Consider the following 24439-nt stretch of genomic DNA (forward strand, 5'->3'; position numbering starts at 1 on the left):
CAGCCCGAAAAAAATAGGTTGTGGATAACAAAAAGGCAGGTAAGTTTATTTATCTGCCTTTTTTATTGATATTTGAAACAATGAAATTTGAGAACACTTTAGCTTTTGCGCAAAGCCTGGATCAGGCAGATTTGCTTTCTGATAGAAGAAACGATTTCTTGTTTCCTCAACAAAATGGAAAACCTTTTATCTATTTGTGTGGTAACTCTTTAGGTTTGCAGCCTAAAGCAGCACGTGAAGTGTTGGAACTGCAATTGAGTAACTGGGAAAACCTGGCCGTTGAAGGTTGGTTTGAAGGAAGCAGCCCCTGGATGTTTTACCATAAGGAGCTTAAAAAATTGATGGCACCTATCGTTGGTGCATCTCCATTGGAGGTTTGTCCGATGAATACATTGACGGTAAATCTCCATCTTTTGATGGTCAGCTTCTATAAACCTGCAGGCAGCCGTTTCAAAATTATCATGGAAGCCGGCGCTTTTCCTTCAGATCAGTATGCGATCGAAAGCCAGGTTCGTTTTCATGGTTTTGATCCTAAAGATGCTATTATTGAAGTGAGCCCAAGAGCAGGTGAATATACGCTTAGAACGGAAGATATTATAGCAGAGATCGAAGCAAATGGGGCAGAGATTGCCCTCGTGTTGTTTGGTGGTGTAAATTATTTCACCGGACAGTGGTTTGATATGGAAGCGATCACCAAAGCAGGTCATGCGGTAGGTGCAATCGTTGGATTCGATCTGGCACATGCGGCAGGAAATGTGCCTTTAAAACTGCACGACTGGAACATAGATTTTGCCTGCTGGTGTTCTTATAAATACCAGAACTCCGGTCCGGGAGGCATCAGTGGGATCTTTGTGCACGACAAACATTTCGGAGATACCACACTCAACCGCTTCGCGGGATGGTGGGGTTATCAGGAACAGCAACGGTTTAAGATGGAGAAGGGATTTGTTCCAGAAGCAGGTGCAGACGGCTGGCAGATCAGCTGTACGCAGGTGATGCCTATGGCACTCTACCATGCCTCACTTTTGAACTTTGAAAAAGCAGGATTTATTGAGCCTTTAAGGGCTAAAAGTAAAACTTTAACTTCTTATCTGATTTACCTTGTCAATGAGGTGAATAGCTCCCTTGGAGAGGAGCAGTTTAAGGTGATTACCCCTGCCGAAGAAAAAGACCGTGGTGCACAGGTTTCTATCATCGCCAAACAGGATGGAAAGGAAATTTTTCAACAGTTGGTTGCGCATAATGTGCTGGGCGATTGGAGGGAACCTAATGTGATCCGTTTGAGTCCTGTTCCAATGTACAACTCTTTTGAAGATGTATTTCTTTGTGCAGAGCTGATGCTTAAAATAAGTAAGGAGCTACGCCGATGATCCATTATAATCCCAAAGACTGGATCACCTTTATCTTTCATTTCGATAAAGCAGATACCTTCAGGAAATTATGGCCATTGATGATTAGTGTGGCGATATTCTCCGGAGCGATCGCTTATCTGGAGCTCAATTACCTGAAGCTTTCGGAGAGTTCTTATGTGAAAAATATTGGAATGATGCATAGCCTGCTTGGCTTTGTGATTTCCATGTTACTGGTGTTCCGGACCAATACCTCATACGACAGGTGGTGGGAAGGCCGTCGTTTGCTTGGTGCTTTAACCAATATCAGCCGGAATTTCGCAATAAAGATCAAGGCTTTGAGAATGAGTAAGGAAGATACTGAGTTTTTTGACTATGCGATTCCTAAATATGCTTTCGCGTTAAAAGAACATTTAAGGGAGAAACAGTACTTTGGTAAAAACAGTTTGCTGATCGAAGTGGACGGAGGAAAGCACATTCCAAACCAGGTTGCAACAAGTATTTCCAGCAGGATATTTGATCTTCAGGCGGCAGGAAAGATCAGTCAGGAGCAATTGATTATACTTAATGCAGATGTTCATCAGTTTACCGATATCTGTGGTGGCTGTGAGCGTATTAAGAGAACGCCAATTCCTTATTCTTATAGTGCTTTTATCAAGAAATTCCTTTTTATATATGTGATTACCCTTCCTTTTGGATGGGTGTTTAGCCTGGGCTATTTTGTCATTCCTATTGTACCTTTTATCTTGTATGTACTGGCGAGTTTGGAGCTGATTGCAGAAGAGATCGAAGATCCGTTTGGTTTGGATGCGAACGATTTGCCGGTGGATGAGATTTGTAACAACATTGAAAAACATGTAGGGGAGATCTTAAATTAAATGGTTAAGATTGCCTGGCATCATTTATTTGCACACCCTTTACCTGAAGGACACCGCTTTCCGATGATCAAGTATGAACTGATCCCGGGGCAGTTGTTGTACGAAGGTGTAATCAGTGCTTCCAATTTGTTTGCGCCTGAACTGGTCTCAGAAGCGGTTATTTTGTTAAGTCATGATCCTGGTTATTGGGAACAGCTCAGGGACTTGACCCTTCCGGCAAGGGAGCAAAGACGCATTGGCTTTCCCTTAAACGCGCAGCTGCTGGAAAGGGAGATGAGGATTGCCCAGGGAACGATTGATGGGGCAATCTATGCGAAAGCAAATGGGATTGCCTTTAATGTGGCCGGAGGGACGCATCATGCCGGGAGCAATTGGGGAGAGGGATTTTGTTTGCTGAATGATCAGGCGATTGCAGCAAATTACCTGTTGAATGCCGGATTGGCATCCAGAATCCTGATCATAGATTTAGATGTTCATCAGGGAAACGGAACGGCAGAAATTTTTTATAATGAAGACCGGGTGTTTACGTTTTCTATGCACGGGGATAAGAATTTTCCTTTCAGAAAGGAAAGATCGGACCTGGACATCGCATTGGAAGACGGACTTACTGATGAAAGGTTCTTAATGAAACTGGAAGAAACACTTCCTTTACTTTTAGCACATCAGCCGGATTTTGTATTTTACCTGTCGGGCGTAGATGTATTGGAAAGCGATAAGCTCGGCAAGCTGGCCTTATCAAAAGAAGGCTGTAAAGCGCGCGACAGAAAAGTATTGCAATTTTGCAAAGACCACAACTTACCGGTACAGGTAAGTATGGGCGGAGGTTACTCTCCAAACATAAAAGACATTGTGGATGCACATTGTAATACATTTAAAATTGGTTTAGATATTTTTGAATAATTATGAAGATTGTAATTGCAGAAAAACCCTCTGTAGGGCGTGAGTTGGCGAAAGTCTTCGGTGCTACAACAAGAAAGGATGGATATATTGAAGGAAACGGGTATTCTTTTACCTGGGCCTTTGGGCATTTACTTCAATTGGCTCCGCCACAGGAATACGGTTTTATAGGTTGGAGAAGGCAACATTTGCCGATGCTGCCCAAGAAATTTAAACTCGCGATCCGCAAAATCAAGACGAAAGACGGCCTGGTGGAGGATCCGGGAGTAAGAAAGCAGCTGGACATCATAAAAATGCTTTTTGATGAGGCTACGGAGATTATCGTTGCGACGGATGCGGGGAGGGAAGGCGAATTGATCTTCCGCTATATCTATTATTTTCTGAAATGTAAAAAGCCTTTTAAGCGGCTCTGGATTTCTTCTCAAACTGATGAGGCGATTAAAGAGGGCTTCCGCAACCTTAAACCGGGCACGGATTACGATACTTTATTTAATTCCGCACATTGCAGGTCGGAATCTGATTGGCTGGTGGGCATGAATGCCACACAGGCTTTGAGCATATCTGCGGGTAACCGTTCCGTATTGTCGCTGGGAAGGGTGCAAACGCCTACATTGGCGATGATTTGCTCCCGTTTTCTGGAAATTAAGAACTTTGTTCCGCAGACCTATTACCAGCTGGCGATCCAACTGGATAAGGACGGACAGCTCTTTAAAGCCATTTCTGTAAGTAATTTTAACAATAAGGAAGAGGCGCAGGGTTTGTTTGATCAGATTCAGGATGTGGCAGGTGGTTTTCCCAATGGAGGTAAGATCCTCAGTGTGGAAGCCAAGCCAAGAAAAGAGCCACCTCCGCTGTTACATGATTTAAGTAGTTTACAGCAGGAAGCAAATAAGCGCAAGGGTTTTACTGCCGATCAGACACTTAGTTTGTTACAGGGCTTGTATGAGAGTAAACTGGTTACTTACCCCCGTACCGGGAGCAGGTATATCGGCGATGATGTTTTTGCAGGCGTACCGAATCTGATTGATAAATTAAAAGAACACAAAGATTTTGGTAAACAGGCAGAGTTCCTGAGTACTGCGAAGTTGAGCAAGAGAAGTGTAAATGCCAAAAAAGTAACGGATCACCATGCGATCCTTCCTACCGGGGAATCGGCTTATCAATTGAGTGGTGATAAGCAGGCGATCTACGACATGGTTGTGGGCCGTATGCTGGAGGCATTTCATCAGGAATGTGTGAAAGAAATCACCAAAATATCTGTGGAATCCGGTTCTGTATTCATTGCCAATGGAACGGTAATCCGTTCTGCGGGCTGGCGGGCTGTGTTCAACGAAAATGACGAAGAGAAAAAAGATGAGGAAAATCCTTCTCTACCTAAAGTAAAAGCAGGAGAGGAATTGCCGGTGGTCAATAAAGCTTTTATGGAAAAGCAGACCAAGCCAAAACCAATGTACAATGAAGCTTCGTTGCTTAAAGCCCTGGAAACTTCAGGTAAGGACATCGAGGATGAGGAATTACGTTATGCGATGAAAGACAGTGGACTGGGAACTCCGGCTACCAGGGCTTCCATTATCGAAACGCTGATCAACAGGGAATACATCCTTCGCGAAAAGAGAAACCTGGTGCCGACTCCGAAAGGGCTGGCGGTATATGATGTGGTGAAAGACCAGAAAATTGCGCAGGCAGAATTAACCGGACAGTGGGAGAAACGCCTGGAAGAAATCCGGTCGGGAGCCTCTGTGGCTGATTTTAAGGCGGAGATTACGGAGTATACCAAAGCAATTACCCATGAGATGTTACTGGCGGGGAATGGTCTGGCTGCGAAGTTAAGTCCGCCGAAAGAAGAAAAACCAGCGGAAACACCTGCTGCAACATAAAATTTAATAAAACAGCCTATGTATGTGCTTATCCTTATTGTTGCATTGATCGGGTTTAGCTTTTGGACGCTAAACTTACCGGTCTTTGGAAGTTTGCCTGAGCGGGAACGGCTGACGAAGATTAAAACCCTTCAGAATTATGGGCAGGGAGAATTGACAAACCGTTCTTTAACGCCAACATTGCCGGAGGGGGTCACTTATTGGGACATCATCCTTGGTATGCTCAAAGGAAATAAAAACGGGAGACCTAAAAAAGCACTTCCTTTTCTGAAACCTGATTTTTCATCAGTCGAAGGAATAAAGATTACCTGGTTTGGGCATTCTTCTTACCTTTTGCAGATTGATGGTCTTCGGGTTCTGGTAGACCCGGTGTTTAGCTCACGCACCTCACCTTTCTCTTTTATCGGAACAAAGAATTTTGAAGGCACAGACTTTGTCAAAGCAGAAGACTTTCCTGAATTAGACCTGATATTGATCAGCCATGACCATTATGATCACCTTGACTATCAAAGTGTCCTCAAATTAAAAGATAAGACCAAACATTTCATTACCTCAATTGGGGTAGGTGCGCATTTGGAACGCTGGGGAGTACCCACAGATAAAATAACAGAGCTGGCCTGGGGGGAAGAGAAGGAAATTGCCGGATTGAAATTTCTGGCCAGAACGGCCCGTCATTTTTCAGGAAGGAAATTTAAACGAAACCAATCGCTATGGTCCGCTTTCATCCTTCAAACCGCTCAACATAAATTATACCTGGGTGGTGATTCCGGTTATGATCGTCATTTCAAAGAAGACGGAGAACAGTATGGCCCTTTTGATCTTGCCATCCTGGAATGCGGGCAGTATAACGTGAATTGGCCACTCATTCACATGTTTCCGGAACAAACGGTACAGGCAGCCATAGATTTGAAAGCAAAAGTTTTGCTTCCCGTACATTGGGGTAAGTTTACACTTGCGACGCATGATTGGAACGAACCGATTATCAGGGCGGTTAAAAAGGGGGAAGAAGAAGGATTGCACATCACGACACCTATGCTGGGAGAGCCTTTAACCTTAGGTAAATCCTATCCATCCAATAAATGGTACCTTGATTAACCTGGTTTTATTTTTCTGTTGAAAAGTGCTAAACAATATCTGAGAAAACCTGTTATTCAAATAAAACTTATGCTCATGAAAACGGATTTTGTAGAAATATTTCAAACGATCAGGGCGACATTACAGCCTTATGCAGCTTTAGGATTCAGCAACCGCGTGAATAGTGAAACCGTATATGAGTTGTGGAGCGATAAAAACGTAGAGATCGAGGGCCGTAAAAGAACAGAAGTGTTTTTTGCCAGTGTGGTCATTCAAAAAAATCATGTAGGATTTTATTATATGCCGGTTTATGCTGAGCCGGAGATGAAGACCGTTTTTGATCCGAAGTTATTGAAATTGTTAAAAGGCAAGTCTTGTTTTCACATCAAAAAGCTGGATGAAGAACTTTTGTCGATGATTGAAAGTGCATTGGCAGAGGGATATAAATTATATAAGGAAAAGGGTTGGGTAGCATAACAGCAGATTGGCAACTGGATTTTGTTGCCGCATTACAGGAAAAGGGCATTGCCTTTAAAGAAGACAACCGGCAAATGCTGGTCTTGCTGGATAAAGGGCAGGTTGCAGTCAACATGGTTTCTTTACAAAGGGATATTGATCCTGAAAAGCTGATCTCGCTTCAAACGGATTATCAAAAGAAAAACATTTACCTCGTTCATTTATGGGAAGACATCTGGAAAACCAGAAGAAATCAGGTATTGGGCAGAATTGGTTCTATTCTGGGATTAAATAAAACACTTCATGGACGTAAAGCAAAGGTGCTGGTGATCAATCAGGCAGAGGCTGATCGTTTCCTTGTAGAGAACCATTTACAGGCCTCGGCAAAAGCTAAATATAAATTCGCATTACATATAGAGGGTCAGATGATCGCTGTAGCTTTATTCAGCGGGGGAAGACCAATGACCAGGATTGCCCCGGATTACCGCTCCTATGAGCTGATCCGCTTTGCAAGCCTCATTGGTTTTACAGTTACCGGTGGTTTCAGTAAATTATTAAAACACTTTATTAACCTGGTGCAACCAAATGATCTGATGAGTTATGCGGACAAGGACTGGTCTTTAGGCAATGCCTATGATTTATCGGGCTTTAAGCTCGTGGCAGCATCTCCGGCTGCAGGCATCTGGTTAAACAGGACAACGCTTAACAGAAGTTTTACCCATCGCCTGCCTGCAGCACTTCAGGCCGGAATGAAAGAATTAAATAAAGAGGAGCAGGAACTATATCTTCTGGAAAACGATTATATACCGGTTTTTAACACCGGAAATTTAAAATACATATTATACTTGTAAATGGATCAGGAATACCCACTATTGGTCGTGTTAGGCCCAACCGCTTCCGGAAAAACGAAACTCGCAGTGAGGTTGGCTGAGGCGCTTCAGGGGGAATTGATCAGTGCCGATAGCAGGCAGGTGTTTAAAGATATGGACATCGGTACGGGAAAAGACCTGAAGGAATACGAACTGAATGGTCAACAAATTCCTTATCACCTGATCAACATCAGGGAAGCCGGAGGGAAATACAATGTAAACGAGTTCAAAGAAGATTTTTACCGTGTCTTTGAAGATTTGAGCAGCAGGGAAGTGCTGCCCATTCTTTGTGGCGGAACAGGGATGTATATGCACAGTGTTTTTCAGGATCACGAATACACGGCCATTCCGGTAAACGAACCGTTGAGAGTAGCATTAAGACTAAAGGAGATTGAAGGTTTAAGGATCATTCTGAAAAGTTATCCCCTGGAACTGACTCAACATGCAGATCTTTCTTCCTTTAAGAGGCTGATCCGTGCCATAGAAATTGCAGAATATTTAAGTCATCATGAGCTGATCGCCGTAAAAAGACCATTGATCAAACCATTTGTAGTAGGGCTGACCTCCGATGTGCGCCTGCGCAGAAAAAAAATCCTTCGCAGAATGGAAGCCAGACTGGAAGAAGGGATGATTGAAGAAGTAAAAGGATTGCTCGAAAAAGGAGTGGATCCTGAAGTGCTTACTTTTTATGGACTGGAATATAAATTTATCGTCGCTTACCTATCCGGAACGCTGGATTACGGTGAACTAAAACTACAGCTCGGAATAGCGATATGCCAGTTTGCGAAACGTCAAATGACCTTTTTTAGAAAAATGGAAAAGGATGGGGTAGCCATTCACTGGTTTGATACCGATCAGGATTCCGATCAGTTATTTAAGCAGGTGATGGAGGCGTACATCCGCTGGAAAACGTCTTAAACGGTGTAAATTGGTCGGTGGCATGCATTTTGTAAAGACTAGCGTATGAAAAAGTCTACAACCTTTATGGCTTCAGCAGTAGCTGCGGTAGCCTTATTTTTAAGTACGGATGTTAATGCGCAAAAACTTGGTGTAGGTGTTAATTTAGGTGTTCCAACCAGCGATGGTTATAGTTTCGCAATTGGTGCCGATGCAAGAGTGCAATTTGACGTTTCCAAACAAGTGTCTATTCCTGTAACAACAGGTTATACTCACTTTATTGGCAAAACAATTAATAATATAGATATCCCTGATTACGGATATATTCCACTGAAAGGTGGCGTAAAGGTGTTTTTTGATCCTAGCGGATCAGGCCTTTATGGTATGGCTGAGGTCGGTGCGGCCTTTGGGGTGACTAAAAATTCGGGTACATCCTTCCTTTATTCCCCTGCAATTGGCTATGCCTGGAGTAATGGTCTGGACCTTGGTGTAAAGTACGAAGGTTTGCCTAAAGATGGTTTGAACACGGGTCAGGTCGCCTTACGTCTGGCTTATGGCTTTAAATTATAGGTCTGGAAAAGACTTAATTACACTAAGCCTCCGATTTTTTCGGGGGCTTTTTTATTTATTTAAATTTAAAATGGTAATTTAACCAAAAAACAGAATATCATAGATCTGTTATTCATAAAAACTAATACACTTATATGAAAAGATACCTCGCTGTAGCAGCAATTATGATTGCTACATCCTGTACAAACACTAACCAAAAAGTGGCTTTAAGTGCAGATAGCACTGTTAAAAGCAAAGAAGCCGAAACGGCGACAGTTAGTGTTCAGTTAAAAGATGCCAGTGTACAGTCTATTTACAATGGCTATATCTCTTTAAAAAATGCGCTGGTCAGCTCAAAATTTGAAGATGCCCAAAAAACAGCAGCAGTGCTGAAAACCAGTCTGGCCGGTCATAAAGGATGTGAAAATACTGCTGTTACTGCAGGGAAAATTGCCGCCGCCAAAGATCTTGCTGCCCAAAGAAAAGATTTTACCGCCCTTAGTTCCGATTTGATTGCGATGTTTAAACATGCAGATATCGAAAAAGGAGCCATTTACGTTCAACATTGCCCAATGGCAAATAACGGGGATGGAGGCGATTGGCTGGCTTCAGAAAAGAAAATCCAGAATCCATATTATGGAGATGAAATGATGGAGTGTGGTGCTGTTCTCGAAGAACTAAAACCCGCCAAATAGAATCTCGGATTCTTACTTGGATTTGACTCACATTTAATAATTATTTAACAGCTTTGTTATAGCTGATTAAAGGCTAATCAAAATGGATTAGTTAGTTTTGTTTATTATAAATTTAAGATATATATATGTCAGATATTGCAGAAATTAAGATTGACGGAAAAGTCTATGAATTTCCCGTTATTACAGGTAGCGAAGGGGAGAAGTCTATAGATATTTCAAAGCTTAGAGATTTAACAGGTCACATTACATTAGACCTTGGTTACAAAAATACGGGATCCACAAAAAGTGCAATTACCTTTTTAGACGGTGAAAAAGGAATTTTAAAATACCGCGGTTACCCAATCGAGGTGCTTGCAGAAAAATCAACCTTTCTGGAAGTTGCCTACCTGCTTATATATGGCGATTTACCCAAACAAGAACAACTGAATGATTTTCAGGCATCGATCAGTCGTCATACACTGATTCATGAGGACATGAAAAAGTTTTTGGATGGTTATCCTTCTAAATCTCATCCAATGGCGCAACTGGCTTCTTTGGTATGCTCATTGTCGACATTCTATCCGGAATCTTTAAACGCAAATTCTGATCCGGAAACAATGGACCTGACCATGATCAAACTATTGGCGAAGTTCCCAACCATCGTATCTTTCATTTATAAAAAATCTTTAGGTCATCCACTGATCTATCCAAAAAATAAATACGACTACGTTAGCAATTTCTTAAACATGATCTTCGGTCAGCGTACGGAAGAAGTGGAAATTGATCCGGTAGTTGTAAAAGCAATGAATACTTTACTGATCCTTCATGCTGATCATGAGCAGAACTGTTCTGCTTCGACGGTAAGAATGGTAGGTTCTTCAGACTGTAACTTATACGCTTCTGTTTCTGCAGGAATTGCTGCACTTTGGGGCCCGCTTCATGGTGGTGCAAACCAGGCTGTAATCGAAATGCTGGAACGCATTAAAGAAGATGGCGGAGATACAGAGAAATGGATCAACAAAGCAAAAGATAAAAACGATCCTTTCCGCATGATGGGCTTTGGTCACCGTGTTTATAAAAACTTTGATCCAAGAGCAAAAATCATCAAAAAAGCTTGTGATGAGATTCTGGAGAAATTAGGAATCAATGATCCTGTTCTGGAAATTGCCAAGAAACTGGAAGAAACTGCATTGAGCGATCCTTACTTCGTAGAACGTAAATTGTATCCTAACGTAGATTTCTACTCAGGAATCATTTACAGAGCTTTAGGTTTCCCTACCGATATGTTTACGGTATTGTTTGCTTTAGGCCGCCTGCCGGGATGGATTGCACAATGGAAAGAAATGCATGAAAATAAAGAACCTATCGGTCGCCCACGTCAGGTGTATGTAGGTCATACCAACAGAGATTTTACGGACATTAGCGCCAGATAATCTCTGATTAATAGTCATAAAAAAGCCGCTGAACCATTTGGTTCAGCGGCTTTTTTACTTATATTTTAGCTGTTTAGATCAGTACGACTGATACCAGAATTCCAATAAGAAAAGTGATAGAAACCAAAATGGTATAACCCAGCAAAAGGAAGAAGATTTTAAAAGTAGTGATCCATCGGCTACTGTTATAAAAGGTTCTTAAAGAACGGTAGATGTGCCAAACAATATAAAAGAAACAAACTCCCTGCAGAAAATCAGTTACATTGTAAACGAAACCTGAGAGCCAGCCAAGAAATATCGTAATCAATATACTTAGAAATATTGCCGAATGGAGGTGAAAAGAAAAGATCAGATGTTCATAGTAATATTTCTTTTTACGGATATATACCAGCTTTAATAAGAATGCGAATAAAGGGAGCAGGAGGAACATCATCTTCGGAAGATTATGAAGAAAATCCTCAAACATCTTTTTGCCCGCACCGCCGGGATAATCTCTGAGCTCTATGTTCTTTTTAGTGATATAATTCTCAATGAAACCGTCGCGCTTCGGTTTTGGCAAACTCCTTTGGTGCTTGTCATAATCCTCTACCGTAGCAAATCCTCCCCGCAACAGGCTATCCATTTCAAAAAAAGCTACTTCTGATTCTTGCCCCGCCCTGCGTTCTTTTGCGTTCTTATCAATGTCGCTAATGATGCTGTCTTTCAATCTCCCTGAAACCGGAACACGGGAAATACCTTCTTTAAATATGGTGAGGCCATCTTTTTTAATGCTGTCTTGCTTCTGTGTTTCTGTTTTCTTTTTCGAGCCGAATTTAATATGGTTATTCACTTTATGACCACCGCTTAGGATCACCAGGAAGAAAACGATACTCACAAAAATATACAAACGGATGGGATGAATAAAAGCAACCCTTTTACCGGCCACATATTGTTGGGTAAGCCATCCCGGCTTTACAAGAAGTGGTTTTAGTGTTCCAAAAAACTTGGACTCAAAATGAAAATAATCTGCTGTCGCATGAGCGATCATGTGCAAAGCATCTTCTTCAACGATGATGTTTTCCTGTCCGCAATGCGAACAGAAATGATCTTCAACAGTATGACCGCAGTTTAAACAGTTTTTTTCTTTACGATATCGACCTGACATATATGGAGAGTTTTAAAAACGTTTAGTGGTTCATCGCCTCAATGGCTTTTGCTTCTGCCTTATTATGCTTGTATTTGAAAACAAAAGGGAATACAACGGCTAAAACCAGCGTATAGGCAGCAAAAGTAAGCCAGATGTGATGCCAGTCTTTACTTTGATCTGCATTGGTGAAGAAGTGTTGTATGATATATCCACTTGCAAAACTTCCGAAAAGCGCTCCGAAACCATTTACCATCATCATAAATAAACCCTGGGCGCTGCCTCTGATCGTTTCATCTATCTGCGTTTCCACAAACAGGGAACCGGAGATGTTGAAGAAGTCGAAAGCCATTCCATAGATAATACAAGATAAAATGATCATCCATAAACCACCAGCCGGATCAGCAAAAGCAAAAAGACCAAAACGCAATACCCAGGCGATCATACTGAACAGCATTACATATTTTATCCCAAATTTCCGCAGGAAAAAAGGGATGGCGAGGATAAACAAGGTCTCTGAGATTTGAGAGATAGACATGATCACTGCCGGATATTTTACCGCAAGAAGATCCTGATATGCAGGTACGTTTTTGAAATCATGAAGAAAAGTATCGCCATAGGCATTGGTCAGCTGTAATGCTGCACCCAAAAACATAGAGAAAAAGAAAAAAACTGCAAATTTTCTTTGTTTAAAAAGTGTGAATGCCTTTAGACCTAAAGCATCAACAAAGGATTTTGTAGCGATCTTACTGGCCAAAGGAGGGCATTTAGGAAGTGTAAATGCATATAAACCTAATGCCAGAGAAACTGCGGATGCAATATAAAACTGATTGGAAGAGGCCTCATTTCCGGTAAGACTTACCACCCATAAAGCGGCAATAAAACCTATTGTTCCCCAGATGCGGATAGGTGGATAGTCTTTCACTACATCTTTATTGCTGCTTTTTAGTGCAGAATAAGCCACCGTGATGGATAAGGAAAGGGTAGGCATATAGAAAATCATATTCAGAAGAATCACCCAAAAGAAAACAGATGGGTTGGTCACCATAGGTAAGGTGAAAAGTACTATAGCACCCAGAATATGTAATACGCCATATAATTTTTCGGCATTGACAAAACGATCGGAAATGATCCCTGTAAGAGCAGGCATGAAAATAGAAGAAATTCCCATCGTCGAGAAAATAGCTCCAAATTCAGCACCAGACCAATTTTTGTTTTGAAACCAGTATACTCCAATGGTAATTAGCCATGATCCCCAAATGAAAAACTGCAGGAAATTCATCACAGTTAAGCGAAACTTAACGTTCATAATAATAGTTTAGTTTGATTTTGAATAGAAGCTGAATATATCATTATTTTGAAACAATATATAAAACTATTCAGCTTTTTAAGTAAAATAGTATGGAGATATGGTGTTATGCAGAATTTCTTTTGTTTAGCTCATCGCGTATTCTTGCCGCTTTCTCATAAGCTTCTTCGGCAATTGCCTCCTGAAGTTTTTGATTTAATTCCTCAATGCTGAGGGATTTATAGTTAGCGCCTGGAATAGAGGCACCAATGTCTTCAGCGCCCTGATCTTTTGGAATGTTGTCCATATTCTCCAGAAACAGGAAATCATTGCCTTCGATAACGATACCCGCAGAAGAAAGGATAAATTCGTAAGTGTAGATGGTGGCATTAAAGCGGACCGCCAATGCAATGGCATCGGATGTTCTCGCGTCAATTTCCTGGATACTTTCGCCGTCTGTACAAATCAGCTTCGCAAAGAAAACGCCTTCTACGAGGTTGTAGATAAGGATTTCTGTGATTTGCACATTGTAGGTCTGGGCGAAGGTTTTAAACAGATCATGAGTTAAAGGCCGACTAGGGACCATTTTCTCAATTTCTATGGCAATAGCCTGTGCTTCAAACGCACCAATAATAATCGGTAAACGCCTTCTGCCATTTACTTCACCAAGAACCAGGGCATAAGCGCCTGATTGGGTTTGGCTATAGGACAAACCAATAATGTCGAGTTTTACTTTTTTCATATTAAATAATACCCGGCCAAAACAAAGGCTTCAGCCGGGTATTCAATTAACCTTTATGTGCTTTTAAAGCTTCAATTAATTTAGGGACTACCACGAAGGCATCACCAACGATTCCATAGTCAGCAACCTTAAAGAAAGGAGCCTCAGGATCAATATTGATCACTACAATAACCTTCGAAGAACTTACTCCGGCTAAATGCTGGATCGCTCCTGAAATACCGATTGCAATGTATAAGTTCGGACTGATCGCAATTCCTGTTTGTCCAACGTGCTCAGAATGTGGTCTCCAGTCTGCATCAGATACTGGTTTAGAACAGGCAGTAGCTGCACCTAAAAGGTTAGCCAGTTCCTCGATCATTCCCCAGTTTTCCGGACCTTTTAAGCCTCTTCCTGCCGAAACAACCAGTTCTGCATCCGGTAGGGAAACTTTATTGGTTGCCCTTACAATTTCTTTAACGATTGCAGTAAAATCTGTGGCTTTGATTTCCGGGCTGAAAGCTTCAACCGCTGCCTCAACTGCAGATTCCTTTACGCCAAAAGCATTTGGATTTAAAGCAATCACTTTAATCGCTGAAGTCAATTCTGTAATGGCAAAAGCTTTACCGGAGAAAGCAGTTTTCTTTACTAAAAACTGACCTCCATCTAATTTAGGTAATTCTACCGCACCGTCTACTAATCCTGCTTCCAGTTTTACGGCAACACGTGGTGCCAAACCTTTTCCGGAGAAAGAGTTAGACAAAACGACTACTGCTGCACTTTCTTTTTTCGCCGCTTCAGCAATGACTGAGGCATAAGCCTGATTAATGAAGTTTTTTAACTGGTCGTTCGAAACATTTAAAACTTTAGAAGCTCCGTATTTACCTAATTCTTTAAGCTCTGCTTCTCCGACATTACCAATAGATATTGCGGTTAAGCTACTTCCTTGTATATCTGCAATGGCTTTTGCATAAGATACTGCTTCGAAAACAGATTTCTTAAACTTACCATCGACTTGTTCTACATATACTAAAACTGACATAAGATCTTTATTAAATAATTTTTTTAAACTGTGAAATAGAAAGCTTAGATAACCTTAGCTTCTGAATGTAAAAGGCCGATTAACTTTTCTGTTTCATCTGCAGGAACCAATTTAACGGCTCCACGAGGAGGAGGAGTGTCAAACTGTTGTACTTTTGATATTTGTGCTATTTCTTTAGCTTCAACAACCTGCAGCGGTTTAGATCTTGCAGACATGATGCCTCTCATATTTGGGATGGTTGCAACAGCGGTTCCTTCTGCACAACTTGCGATAAATTTACCGCTTACAGAAACCACTTCTTTACCGCCTTCAATTTCACGTTCAATAGTTGCAGTGGTTCCATCATAATCTAATTTCTTAATGATAGAAATAGAAGGGATGTCTAAAAATTCGCCAACCATGGCAGCTACCTGTGATCCGTTATAATCGATAGATTCACGACCGCAAAGGATCATGTCATAGTCAGTTGTTTTCGCGTATTCAGCGATCTGATAAGCGGTAAAATAGGCATCTCTTGGTTCTGCATTGATTCTGACAGCATCATCTGCTCCGATGGCCAATGCTTTTCTTATGGTTGGTTCTGTGACGCTTTCTCCAACATTGATAACGGTAACGGTTCCTTTACCACCGGCACACAGCTCAATTGCTCTTGATAAGGCAATTTCATCATATGGATTCACAATAAATGAAACGCCTGATGTATTGAATTGTGTATTATCGTTAGTAAAAGTTATTTTTGTCGTTGTGTCGGGCACATTACTGATACAAACTAATATTTTCATAAAATTGTCTTTTTGCAAATCTAATTAAAAAAGCAGGGAATTAAAATGCAAAGTACCCGATTAGCAAAGTTATTGGAGTTTTTATCCAATGATCCTAATGATCCATTCGTTCTATACGCTTTAGCGACCGAATACAACAACTCAAATGACACAGAAAAGGCATTTGAGTATTACCTGAAACTCACCACTGATCATCCGGATTATGTAGGTACTTATTACCACCTTGGCAAATTGTACGAAAAACAAGGCCAGAAAGAAGCTGCGCTCCCAGTGTACCAAAAGGGAATGGCTGAAGCCAGAAATAAAAGAGATATGCATGCCTTTTCTGAGTTACAGGGGGCTTATAATTCTGCTGCAGGTTTAGATTACGAGGACGATTAACCTTTATTCAATTGAGTAAAAGACAACTGCTATTTATCAGGGATGTGTTTCTATTTACGTTTACCGCCTTTGGTGGTGCACAGGCACATCTGGCCCTATTGTTAAAGTACTTCGTGAAAAATGTCCCGTATATTTCTGAAGAGGAATTGCTGGAGCTGAATGCCCTGGCCCAGGTCTTACCCGGACCCGCATCCACGCAAACGCTGGTGGGGATCGGCTATAAGGTAGGAGGGTTGAAACTTGCCATCATTACCTTTCTGATCTGGATCATCCCATCTGCGGCAGTGATGACTTTTGCCGCCATCAGTTTTGCTAAATGGGACCAGAAGCAGAAATTTAGTACGATCCTGGAATACATGCAGCCTATTGCTCTGGGAATTGTTGCCTTTGGTGCCTTTAACCTGGCGAAAAGGGTGCTGGTTTCCCAGCTGACCATTTTCCTCGCAGGTGCTGCGGTAATCGTGACACTGGTACTCCGAAACGCTTATGTGTTTCCTATTGCCATTTTAATCGGAGGGATGATCTCTTCGGCTATTGGAACGCCGAAAGAAGAAAGCGAACTCCGGGTGAAGTTGTTTTCTAACATCAACCCTAAAAAACTAATCTATTTTAGTAGTGTTTTGCTGCTGTTTTCCCTGCTAGGGGCCATCATCAACAGAACTTCCCCTTTTAGTTTACCGATCAGGTTGTTCGAGAACTTTTATCGAAACGGGATTCTCATTTTTGGCGGCGGACAAGTACTGGTGCCTTTGATGTTTACCGAGTTTGTGGAAATGAAGCATTACCTGAATGGTTCAAGCTTTCTTTCCGGTTTTGCACTTCAGCAGGCATTACCGGGCCCTACTTTCTCTTTTACGAGTTATGTAGGTGCTTTGAGCATGAAAACTTTTGGTTATGGCTTAACAGGCCAGATCCTGGGCGGCTTTGTTGCGGTGATGGGGATCAATCTGCCAGGACTAATTCTCGTCCTCTTTATTGTTCCCTTTTGGGAAGACCTGAAAAAGATCTCCCGAATTAAATATTCTATGACCGGAATTAATGCGGTCAGTGTGGGCTTTATTATTGCCGCATTTATCCTCCTGGTAAAGCCTATGGGCTTAAACGCAATGGGAATAGGGGTGATGACCGGTACCTTTCTTGTGCTTAACTATACCAGAATAAGCCCGCCATTCATTGTGCTGGCGGGAATCTTATTAGGTTATTTCATTTGATACTTTGATTTAGAACGGTGCGTCGTCATCGTTCATGTCGTCCATTCTCGATGGCTTGATGATCACATTGCCATCAGGTCTGTCGAAATCCTGTGAGGGTTGCAGTCCTGCGCTTGGACTTTCCATAGAGAAAGAGGTTGGTGCAGAGAAGCTTTCTTCCAAATCTGTAAATTTCACGTACTTACCGATAAATCGAAGTGGCACAATTCCGGTTTCACCGTTACGGTGTTTCGCGATAATTACCTCACCAATACCTGCTTGTGAACGTCCTTGCTCATCTTCCGTAATCCCGTAGTATTCCGGTCTGTATAGGAAGAGCACCATATCCGCATCCTGCTCAATGGAACCGGACTCACGTAAATCCGATAGCATCGGGCGTTTACCGTTTTGTCCGGGTCTGCTCTCTACCGCACGACTCAACTGAGAGAGTGCCAGTACAGGAACGTTTAATTCTTTGGCTACAGATTTCAGGGCCCTGGAGATACTACCAATTTCCTGCTCCCTGTTTCCACCGCCACCTTCACCTTTACCATGCATCAGCTGCAAGTAATCGATGATGATTAACTGTAAATCGTATTGTGATTTTAACCTTCTGCATTTCGCCCTGAACTCAAAGATATTTAAAGCCGGGGTATCGTCAATTAATAATGGTGCTTCTGTTAAGGTACCTATTTTGCTGTGGAGCTGTTGCCATTCCCACTCTGCAAGATTTCCTTTTCTGATCTTTTCCTGCTCAATCTCCGTTTCTCCGGAAATCAAACGATTCACCAACTGTACCGAGGACATCTCCAGGGAGAAAACTACTACAGCACGTTTAAAATCTACTGCGGCATTTCTGGCGCAGGTCAGTACGAATGCCGTTTTTCCCATTGCCGGACGTGCCGCGATGATCACCAGATCTGAAGGCTGCCATCCACCCGTAATCCGGTCCAGGTCTGTAAATCCGGAAGGTACCCCGGTTAATCCATCACTCTTTCCACGAAGTTCCTCTAAAGTGGCCAGGGATTGTTTTACAATCTCGTCCATCTTCTGGGTATCCCTGCGCAGGTTATTCTGAGCAATATCAAACAGGTTCTTTTCTGCATGGTCCAGCAGATCGAAAATATCGGTGGTATCCTCGTAAGCATTCTGAATAATTTCAGAAGAGATCCTGATGAGCTCCCGCTGAATGTATTTCTGGGAAATGATCCGGGCATGGTATTCTATGTTTGCTGCCGAAGCAACCCTGTTGGTTAGATTGGTAATATAGTAAGCACCGCCTACCATTTCCAGTTGTCCCAGGTTTCTAAGTTCTGAGGTGACGGTTAAGATGTCTACCGGCTTTGATTTCTGAAACAATAAAGCGATGGCTTCAAAAATCTTTTTGTGCGCTTCCGCATAAAAAACTTCGGGTTTTAAGATGTCAATTACCGTAGAAAGGGCGTCTTTTTCTAACATCAAAGCACCAAGGACCGCTTCTTCAAGGTCTAATGCCTGAGGTGGTATCTTTCCCATGGTGTTCATGGAATTGCTCAACCTGTTCTTTCTGGCAGTGAAGCTTGCTTTATCTTGTCCCTGATTTCCGTTATCATTACTCATAGGCACAAAAATAGGCAAAAATTAGGTCCTTTGCTTAATTCTTTTATGAACATTTGAAAACATCAAATACCGGAATTCCGGGGTCATCCTGCTAAATCGAACTTATTTTCCAACAGAACTATGTGGATAAGACGGACTTAGCCCGGCAAAAAAATAGGTTTCCTTTAATCGTAATATTTCAGCTATTTTTGCGCTTCAATTTAAGAAAGATGGAAAATTCCAGGAGAGCCCCGAGAGCTAAAGAAAATAATGAATTCGTATTTGGTATACGTGCTGTAATAGAAGCAATTAAAGCTGCTAAAGATATTGAGAGTATTTATGTTCAGCGGGGATTGTCTGGAGAGCTGATGCTGGAGTTGAAAGCCCTTTTAAAAGACGTTGATGCACCGATTCACAATGTACCGGTAGAGAAATTAAACCGGATGACCCAGAAAAATCACCAGGGGGTGATTGCGGTAATTTCTTCCATCACTTTCCAGAAAATTGAAGACATCATTCCTGCGATTTATGAAAAAGGTGAAACACCGTTGATCCTGATTCTGGATGGCATCACCGATGTGCGTAATATGGGTGCTATTGCCAGAACTGCTGCATGTGCAGGTGTTCATGCGATTGTACTGCCGACAAAAAATTCTGCGCAGATCAATGCAGATGCGATTAAAACTTCTGCAGGAGCCTTATTTACCATCCCGGTTTGCAGACATCCGAACTTGCATAAAACAGCCCTGTTTTTACAGGATTGTGGTTTACAGATTGTAGCCTGTACGGAAAAAACAAACGACCTGATTTATGCTCCTGATTATACCGTTCCTACCGCAATTGTAATGGGAGCAGAGGATGAGGGGATTTCCAACGAGATCATGAGGATGGCAAATCATCTCGCCAAAATCCCAATGATCGGAGAGATCGGATCCTTAAACGTTTCCGTTTCTGCCGGCGTAATTCTTTACGAAGCCATCAGACAACGTCAGTTGTAATCTCATAAGGGGCTGTCTAAAAAGACAGCCCCAATATTTTGCTTTAAAAATTTTCGCTTTAGAATCCCACTACCACTTCCAGTACGAAGCCATTGAATTTTCCGCCTGAGCGGAGATCAGCAGTTGGGAAGTCTTTATATTTCTGCTGTACATATTCCCCCTTCATCAGTATATTTTTAGTTAAAAACCAGCCTGCATTCTTTAGTTAAAATCCACTTCACCGGATCTGTATGACCAGCTTTAAAGGCGAGAGCGGGCAGAAGGATGAAAAGTAGCAGCAAGAATGGCCTGATCAGGAAGCCGGACCCGGAGGAAGGACTCATTTGCAAAAAGAACTGTCCACAATTGAAAGGTTGAAAATTGCTTTTCTTTCCGCCTGGAAGGCGTTCAGTAGTTTTTCAATTTTTAGCTTTAAGCTGATGTGATCGGCTAAGAAACTGAAGGCAATCTTTTTTTCTGAGGCGACCACGAGAACGCCCAGGACATTGATGAACTTAGAAATATCATTTTTCAAATGCTCATAGCTATCTCTTAATTTATCCAGTCTTTCCTTAAAATCAGCCTTATCGGGCGATTGAACCAGAGATTTGTGCAGCTTGATTAAGAATCCCATCTCAGGTTCAAAAAAATCCAGGTCTGTCAACCATTGTTTACCGATCAGGTAAAGTTCCTGTAATTCGGTGTTCAGTTCATTTTCTTCTATTGATGTTGTCATGGCTAAGAAATAATAAGTAAATTTTGGATTATTATTTCTTTGTTTGATTGACCGGGATCAGTCTTTATGGTGATGTTCATCACCTTTGAAAGGGAGGGATGATTACAAAATATTGGGGCCGCCATTTCAGGCAGCCCCATAGGCTATTTAAGCTTCCTCAAATAAATATCCGCTATAGGCCAATCCTTTGGCTACACTGATAAAATTATCTCCTGAATTTACAGGAACACCAGGGAATTTGGTGTTAAACAAGTTTTTAACTGCTGCGACCAATGAAGTTCCGCCAGTGAGGAACAAACTGTCGATTTCTTCTGCTTTGATCTGATGTTTAAGGATAAACTCATCCAGGTACATGCTGATCTTTCTCAGGTCTTTCTGAATGATGGTATTGTATTGATCAATGGATACCTGCTCATCGATCTCTATTTCCATCTTTTTATAGACAAAAGGAGAATCATCACTTTTCGACAACTGTACTTTTGTTTTTTCAATAGATTGAAACAGGGAATAGCCGAGATTGTGGTCGGTCAGGGTGATCAGGTTCTTTAGTTTTGGGTTCTGTTTTGAATAATGGTAATAATTCTGAAGGTCATTCCTTACCCTTAGTCCGTTAAAGAAGTTCATTTGTTCCCAGGAACAGATGTTACTGAAGTAGGAATTCGGAACGGTTAACATTTTGCCCGGAGCGGCTTCATAGAGGGTGTCTTTTCCGAAATGAGGTGTTCCGCGGTCCCACATAAAGGAAGAGTCAAAGCTATCGCCACCGATATAAATACCGCCGGTTGCCAGGATGTCTTTTCTACGGTCCTTGCTGCCCACTTTTTCAGGATCAAGGATGAGGTAAGTGAAATCGGTTGTACCACCACCTAAATCGGCAACGAGTACTTTCTCTTTTTTGGTAATGGTTTTCTCATAGGCAAAGGCAGCACCGATGGGTTCGAACTGGAACCTGATGTCGGTAAATCCCGCACTTTCGGCCGCTTTATTTAAGCGCTTCTGTGCAAGGGCGTCCTTGGCCGTGCTCTCGTCGTCGAAGAAAACAGGTCTGCCAATGATCGCTTTCTGACAATCATATCCGATGATCTTGTCTGCTTTCAGCTTTAAGTCCCTTAAAATTAAAGTCACCAGATCTGAAGCATTGTATTTTTTATTGTAGACACGGGTTTCGATGAAACTGCTTCTTGGCAAAATCCTTTTAATGGACTTCATAAACCGGCCTTTCATTCCATCTTTCAGGTAGGCATTAATGGCATCTTCGCCCACAAAATGGGTAACAGGCTCTGAGGCGCTGAGCTCATTCTGGAAATATAAAATGGAGGGAACGGTAATCGTATCGATGATTTCTTTTTTTTCATCATCATAGATGGATAGGGCAGAATTGGTTGTTCCAAAGTCAATTCCGTATAAATACTTAGTCATTGTAAAGAGAAATTTTGAGGCAACGAAAAATGTTAAAAACAATACATCCGGATTTTAGCATTTGCCAGAAGCCGGATGTATTAAAAAAAGGTAAGATCTTGGTTATATATACTTTGTGCCGAATTTAGATTTTACATCGGCCACAATCTGTTTAATGTTTTGTTCTTCAGTTCTTGGGCAGATCATCAAAGTGTTGTTGGACTCAACCACAATATAGTCATGTAATCCCTGAAGGATCACGAGTTTGTCTTTAGGGACGTTTACCATGCAGTTTGAAGAGTCAAACATCATCACTTTCTCCGCAGGGATTACCGCATTGCCCACATAGTCATGCTCAGCAATGTCATAAATAGAAGCCCAGGTGCCCAGGTCTGACCATCCGAAATCTGCAGGAAGGACATAAACATTGTCAGCTTTTTCCATGATTCCAAAATCTATAGAAATATTGGTGCACTGCTGATAAGCCACGCCAATGAACTCTGTTTCATTATTGGTGTTGTATATCGGGTTTCCCTGAAGAAAGATCTCATGCATCTCCGGAAGGTGTTTAGCGAAAGCTTTAGTGATCGACTTTGCCGACCAGATAAAGATTCCTGCGTTCCATAGGAAATCACCGCTCTGAATAAATGATTTTGCAAGATCCAGGTTTGGTTTTTCCGTGAAGATTTTAACCTTATGAATCTGATCGTCCGTTTTTAAGGTGTTTTCTACATATTGGATATAACCATATCCTGTGTCCGGCCTGCTCGGCTTAATGCCCAGTGTAATCAGACAATCGTTTTCGGATGCTGCTTTTAAAGATTGTTCAATAGCTGCGATGAAAGCGTCCTGATTGGTAATGGTATGGTCTGAAGGCGCTACGACGATCGTCGCATCCGGATTCAGGTTCAGGATTTTCATCGAACCATAGGAGATACATGGTGCCGTATTGCGCATGATAGGTTCCGCAAGAATCTGATTCCCTGCCAGATTTGGCAGCTGCTCTTTAACGATATCGGTATAAATCTCATTGGTTACCACAAAAATATTTTCCGGCGGACAAATTCTTAAAAAACGTTCGTAGGTACTTTGAATGAGTGTTTTACCAATACCAAAAAAATCAATGAACTGTTTGGGATATTCTGTTCTGCTCACTGGCCAGAATCGGCTGCCAACGCCACCGGCCATGATTAGTGCGTAATTATTTTTATTCATGCTAAACTAAATTCTTAAATTATACCTTCCTGAAGAAGGTCGTGTAAATGTATCATCCCAAAATAAGCACCGGCATCGGTCACTAATAACTGCGTAATGTTGTTTTCTTTAATCATTTCCAGTGCATTAATGGCCAGGAGCTCTTTTTCAATGGTTTTAGGATGGGGATTCATCAAATCACTCGCTTTAATGTCGGCTAAATTAGTATGTTTTTCTAACATTCTCCTGATATCTCCGTCAGTAATGATTCCTAAAATCGTATCCGCCTCAATAACAACGACTGCGCCTAAACGGTTTTGACTAATTTCAATTATGACATCCTTCACAGAAGCCCCGGGGCTGATGCGTGGTTTTTGATTTTTAAGCGCAATGTCTCCGGCCTTCAGGTACAGGCGTTTGCCCAATGCCCCACCGGGATGGTATCTGCCAAAGTCTTCTTCATTAAAATTCCTGGCATTCAGTAAACAAATTGCAATGGCATCGCCCATGGCCAGTTGGGCTGTTGTACTTGTGGTAGGGGCCAGGTTATGCGGACAAGCTTCCTTTGCTACCGTGGTATTCAGGATCAGATCAGCCTGTATGGCAAGCTCCGAATTCAGTTGTCCCACCATGCCGATCATCAGGTTCCCTGATTGCTTTAACAAAGGTGCCAGTACTTTGATTTCCGGGGTGTTTCCACTCTTGGAAATACAGATCACAATATCGTCTTTCTGGATCATTCCAAGGTCTCCGTGTACGGCATCTGCAGCGTGCATAAATATCGATGGAGTGCCTGTAGAATTGAAAGTTGCCACAATTTTCTGCGCAATAATCGCGCTTTTACCGATTCCTGTAACAATAACACGGCCTTTACATTGCAGAATAAGGTCTATTATTTGGATAAAATCGTCATTTAGGTGCTCAATTAGGCCTAAAATTGACTGTGCTTCCAGCTGTAACGTGTTGACTGCGTCCCCGATAATGGTTTTTTTACTTTTCAAACAGAATTAATTAGTATATTGATGCTTTGAATTAGTGCAAAATTATGTTATTTTGAAGTAAATATAGCACTGAATATT

Annotated in this window: 24 protein-coding genes; 14 read left to right on the forward strand and 10 right to left on the reverse strand. The window is 41.8% G+C overall.

Features of this window, described 5'->3' with window-relative positions; genetic code table 11:
- The first annotated feature begins 80 nt into the window (after positions 1–80).
- The 11 genes from kynU (at position 81) to BLQ87_RS03060 (ending at position 10953) form a co-directional block, all read left to right on the forward strand.
- Positions 81–1370, forward strand: a complete 1290-nt coding sequence (kynU, locus tag BLQ87_RS03010) for a kynureninase (protein WP_074604633.1) — start codon at positions 81–83, stop codon at positions 1368–1370.
- Positions 1367–2227: a bestrophin family protein gene (locus tag BLQ87_RS03015; RefSeq protein WP_074604634.1), complete on the forward strand. Its 861-nt coding sequence runs from the start codon at positions 1367–1369 to the stop codon at positions 2225–2227. The genes kynU and BLQ87_RS03015 overlap by 4 nt, the downstream gene beginning before the upstream one ends.
- A complete protein-coding gene (locus BLQ87_RS03020; protein WP_074604635.1) occupies positions 2228–3127 on the forward strand; it encodes a histone deacetylase family protein in 900 nt (299 codons plus the stop codon).
- 2 nt (positions 3128–3129) lie between these two features.
- Positions 3130–5001, forward strand: coding sequence for a DNA topoisomerase 3 (locus BLQ87_RS03025; protein ID WP_074604636.1), 1872 nt, complete (start codon positions 3130–3132; stop codon positions 4999–5001).
- 18 nt (positions 5002–5019) lie between these two features.
- Positions 5020–6096 carry an MBL fold metallo-hydrolase gene (locus BLQ87_RS03030; protein WP_074604637.1) on the forward strand — a complete coding sequence of 359 codons (1077 nt, stop codon included), beginning with the start codon at positions 5020–5022 and terminating at the stop codon, positions 6094–6096.
- A gap of 75 nt (positions 6097–6171) precedes the next feature.
- A complete protein-coding gene (locus BLQ87_RS03035; protein WP_143010314.1) occupies positions 6172–6552 on the forward strand; it encodes a DUF1801 domain-containing protein in 381 nt (126 codons plus the stop codon).
- Positions 6540–7382 carry a hypothetical protein gene (locus BLQ87_RS03040; RefSeq protein ID WP_074604639.1) on the forward strand — a complete coding sequence of 281 codons (843 nt, stop codon included), beginning with the start codon at positions 6540–6542 and terminating at the stop codon, positions 7380–7382. The genes BLQ87_RS03035 and BLQ87_RS03040 overlap by 13 nt, the downstream gene beginning before the upstream one ends.
- On the forward strand, positions 7383–8318 hold the full coding sequence (gene miaA, locus BLQ87_RS03045; protein WP_074604640.1) for a tRNA (adenosine(37)-N6)-dimethylallyltransferase MiaA: 936 nt from the start codon (positions 7383–7385) through the stop codon (positions 8316–8318). It abuts the gene before it with no gap.
- 45 nt (positions 8319–8363) lie between these two features.
- Entirely contained in the window at positions 8364–8867 is a 504-nt protein-coding gene (locus tag BLQ87_RS03050; protein ID WP_074604641.1) for a hypothetical protein, read from the forward strand.
- A 134-nt stretch (positions 8868–9001) separates the two neighbouring features.
- Entirely contained in the window at positions 9002–9541 is a 540-nt protein-coding gene (locus BLQ87_RS03055; RefSeq protein ID WP_074604642.1) for a DUF3347 domain-containing protein, read from the forward strand.
- Between the two features lie 125 nt (positions 9542–9666).
- Positions 9667–10953, forward strand: a complete 1287-nt coding sequence (locus BLQ87_RS03060; protein ID WP_074604643.1) for a citrate synthase — start codon at positions 9667–9669, stop codon at positions 10951–10953.
- A gap of 73 nt (positions 10954–11026) precedes the next feature.
- Here the strand turns inward: BLQ87_RS03060 and BLQ87_RS03065 are convergent, their stop codons facing one another.
- The 5 genes from BLQ87_RS03065 to BLQ87_RS03085 form a co-directional block, all read right to left on the reverse strand.
- Entirely contained in the window at positions 11027–12097 is a 1071-nt protein-coding gene (locus tag BLQ87_RS03065) for a DUF3667 domain-containing protein (protein WP_074604644.1), read from the reverse strand.
- A 22-nt stretch (positions 12098–12119) separates the two neighbouring features.
- The gene (locus tag BLQ87_RS03070) at positions 12120–13385 is read right to left on the reverse strand and encodes a nucleoside permease (RefSeq protein ID WP_074604645.1); all 1266 of its coding nucleotides are present in this window, start codon (positions 13383–13385) and stop codon (positions 12120–12122) included.
- A 106-nt stretch (positions 13386–13491) separates the two neighbouring features.
- Positions 13492–14106, reverse strand: coding sequence for a bifunctional nuclease family protein (locus BLQ87_RS03075; RefSeq protein ID WP_074604646.1), 615 nt, complete (start codon positions 14104–14106; stop codon positions 13492–13494).
- Between the two features lie 46 nt (positions 14107–14152).
- A complete protein-coding gene (locus tag BLQ87_RS03080; RefSeq protein ID WP_074604647.1) occupies positions 14153–15124 on the reverse strand; it encodes an electron transfer flavoprotein subunit alpha/FixB family protein in 972 nt (323 codons plus the stop codon).
- A gap of 44 nt (positions 15125–15168) precedes the next feature.
- Positions 15169–15906 carry an electron transfer flavoprotein subunit beta/FixA family protein gene (locus BLQ87_RS03085; RefSeq protein WP_074604648.1) on the reverse strand — a complete coding sequence of 246 codons (738 nt, stop codon included), beginning with the start codon at positions 15904–15906 and terminating at the stop codon, positions 15169–15171.
- A gap of 45 nt (positions 15907–15951) precedes the next feature.
- Between BLQ87_RS03085 and BLQ87_RS03090 the strand changes: the two genes are divergently transcribed.
- On the forward strand, positions 15952–16287 hold the full coding sequence (locus BLQ87_RS03090) for a tetratricopeptide repeat protein (protein ID WP_074604649.1): 336 nt from the start codon (positions 15952–15954) through the stop codon (positions 16285–16287).
- 11 nt (positions 16288–16298) lie between these two features.
- A complete protein-coding gene (gene chrA / locus BLQ87_RS03095) occupies positions 16299–17498 on the forward strand; it encodes a chromate efflux transporter (RefSeq protein ID WP_074604650.1) in 1200 nt (399 codons plus the stop codon).
- Between the two features lie 9 nt (positions 17499–17507).
- Here the strand turns inward: chrA and dnaB are convergent, their stop codons facing one another.
- Positions 17508–19076: a replicative DNA helicase gene (dnaB, locus tag BLQ87_RS03100; protein WP_074604651.1), complete on the reverse strand. Its 1569-nt coding sequence runs from the start codon at positions 19074–19076 to the stop codon at positions 17508–17510.
- A gap of 209 nt (positions 19077–19285) precedes the next feature.
- Here dnaB and rlmB point away from each other — a divergent pair, with 209 nt between their 5' ends.
- Positions 19286–20053, forward strand: a complete 768-nt coding sequence (gene rlmB, locus BLQ87_RS03105; RefSeq protein WP_074604652.1) for a 23S rRNA (guanosine(2251)-2'-O)-methyltransferase RlmB — start codon at positions 19286–19288, stop codon at positions 20051–20053.
- 319 nt (positions 20054–20372) lie between these two features.
- Here rlmB and BLQ87_RS03110 read toward each other — a convergent pair whose 3' ends face one another.
- The 4 genes from BLQ87_RS03110 to BLQ87_RS03125 all read right to left on the reverse strand — a co-directional run bounded on the left by BLQ87_RS03110 (position 20373) and on the right by BLQ87_RS03125 (position 24361).
- Positions 20373–20768, reverse strand: a complete 396-nt coding sequence (locus BLQ87_RS03110) for a hypothetical protein (protein ID WP_074604653.1) — start codon at positions 20766–20768, stop codon at positions 20373–20375.
- Between the two features lie 147 nt (positions 20769–20915).
- Complete coding sequence (locus BLQ87_RS03115; RefSeq protein ID WP_074604654.1) at positions 20916–22187, reverse strand: Hsp70 family protein; 1272 nt, start codon at positions 22185–22187, stop codon at positions 20916–20918.
- Between the two features lie 102 nt (positions 22188–22289).
- Positions 22290–23381 carry a mannose-1-phosphate guanylyltransferase gene (locus BLQ87_RS03120; protein ID WP_074604655.1) on the reverse strand — a complete coding sequence of 364 codons (1092 nt, stop codon included), beginning with the start codon at positions 23379–23381 and terminating at the stop codon, positions 22290–22292.
- Between the two features lie 14 nt (positions 23382–23395).
- Complete coding sequence (locus BLQ87_RS03125) at positions 23396–24361, reverse strand: KpsF/GutQ family sugar-phosphate isomerase (RefSeq protein WP_074604656.1); 966 nt, start codon at positions 24359–24361, stop codon at positions 23396–23398.
- Positions 24362–24439: the final 78 nt, after the last annotated feature.

The sequence above is a fragment of the Pedobacter steynii genome, assembly GCF_900103665.1.
Classification (GTDB): Bacteria; Bacteroidota; Bacteroidia; order Sphingobacteriales; family Sphingobacteriaceae; genus Pedobacter; species Pedobacter steynii.

Coding starts and splice junctions, on each gene's coding strand:
- kynU (WP_074604633.1), top strand. CDS start 81: ATGAAATTTGAGAACACTTTAGCTTTTGCGCAAAGCCTGGATCAGGCA.
- BLQ87_RS03015 (WP_074604634.1), top strand. CDS start 1,367: ATGATCCATTATAATCCCAAAGACTGGATCACCTTTATCTTTCATTTC.
- BLQ87_RS03020 (WP_074604635.1), top strand. CDS start 2,228: ATGGTTAAGATTGCCTGGCATCATTTATTTGCACACCCTTTACCTGAA.
- BLQ87_RS03025 (WP_074604636.1), top strand. CDS start 3,130: ATGAAGATTGTAATTGCAGAAAAACCCTCTGTAGGGCGTGAGTTGGCG.
- BLQ87_RS03030 (WP_074604637.1), top strand. CDS start 5,020: ATGTATGTGCTTATCCTTATTGTTGCATTGATCGGGTTTAGCTTTTGG.
- BLQ87_RS03035 (WP_143010314.1), top strand. CDS start 6,172: ATGAAAACGGATTTTGTAGAAATATTTCAAACGATCAGGGCGACATTA.
- miaA (WP_074604640.1), top strand. CDS start 7,383: ATGGATCAGGAATACCCACTATTGGTCGTGTTAGGCCCAACCGCTTCC.
- BLQ87_RS03050 (WP_074604641.1), top strand. CDS start 8,364: ATGAAAAAGTCTACAACCTTTATGGCTTCAGCAGTAGCTGCGGTAGCC.
- BLQ87_RS03055 (WP_074604642.1), top strand. CDS start 9,002: ATGAAAAGATACCTCGCTGTAGCAGCAATTATGATTGCTACATCCTGT.
- BLQ87_RS03060 (WP_074604643.1), top strand. CDS start 9,667: ATGTCAGATATTGCAGAAATTAAGATTGACGGAAAAGTCTATGAATTT.
- BLQ87_RS03065 (WP_074604644.1), bottom strand. CDS start 12,097: ATGTCAGGTCGATATCGTAAAGAAAAAAACTGTTTAAACTGCGGTCAT.
- BLQ87_RS03070 (WP_074604645.1), bottom strand. CDS start 13,385: ATGAACGTTAAGTTTCGCTTAACTGTGATGAATTTCCTGCAGTTTTTC.
- BLQ87_RS03075 (WP_074604646.1), bottom strand. CDS start 14,106: ATGAAAAAAGTAAAACTCGACATTATTGGTTTGTCCTATAGCCAAACC.
- BLQ87_RS03080 (WP_074604647.1), bottom strand. CDS start 15,124: ATGTCAGTTTTAGTATATGTAGAACAAGTCGATGGTAAGTTTAAGAAA.
- BLQ87_RS03085 (WP_074604648.1), bottom strand. CDS start 15,906: ATGAAAATATTAGTTTGTATCAGTAATGTGCCCGACACAACGACAAAA.
- BLQ87_RS03090 (WP_074604649.1), top strand. CDS start 15,952: ATGCAAAGTACCCGATTAGCAAAGTTATTGGAGTTTTTATCCAATGAT.
- dnaB (WP_074604651.1), bottom strand. CDS start 19,076: ATGAGTAATGATAACGGAAATCAGGGACAAGATAAAGCAAGCTTCACT.
- rlmB (WP_074604652.1), top strand. CDS start 19,286: ATGGAAAATTCCAGGAGAGCCCCGAGAGCTAAAGAAAATAATGAATTC.
- BLQ87_RS03110 (WP_074604653.1), bottom strand. CDS start 20,768: ATGACAACATCAATAGAAGAAAATGAACTGAACACCGAATTACAGGAA.
- BLQ87_RS03115 (WP_074604654.1), bottom strand. CDS start 22,187: ATGACTAAGTATTTATACGGAATTGACTTTGGAACAACCAATTCTGCC.
- BLQ87_RS03120 (WP_074604655.1), bottom strand. CDS start 23,381: ATGAATAAAAATAATTACGCACTAATCATGGCCGGTGGCGTTGGCAGC.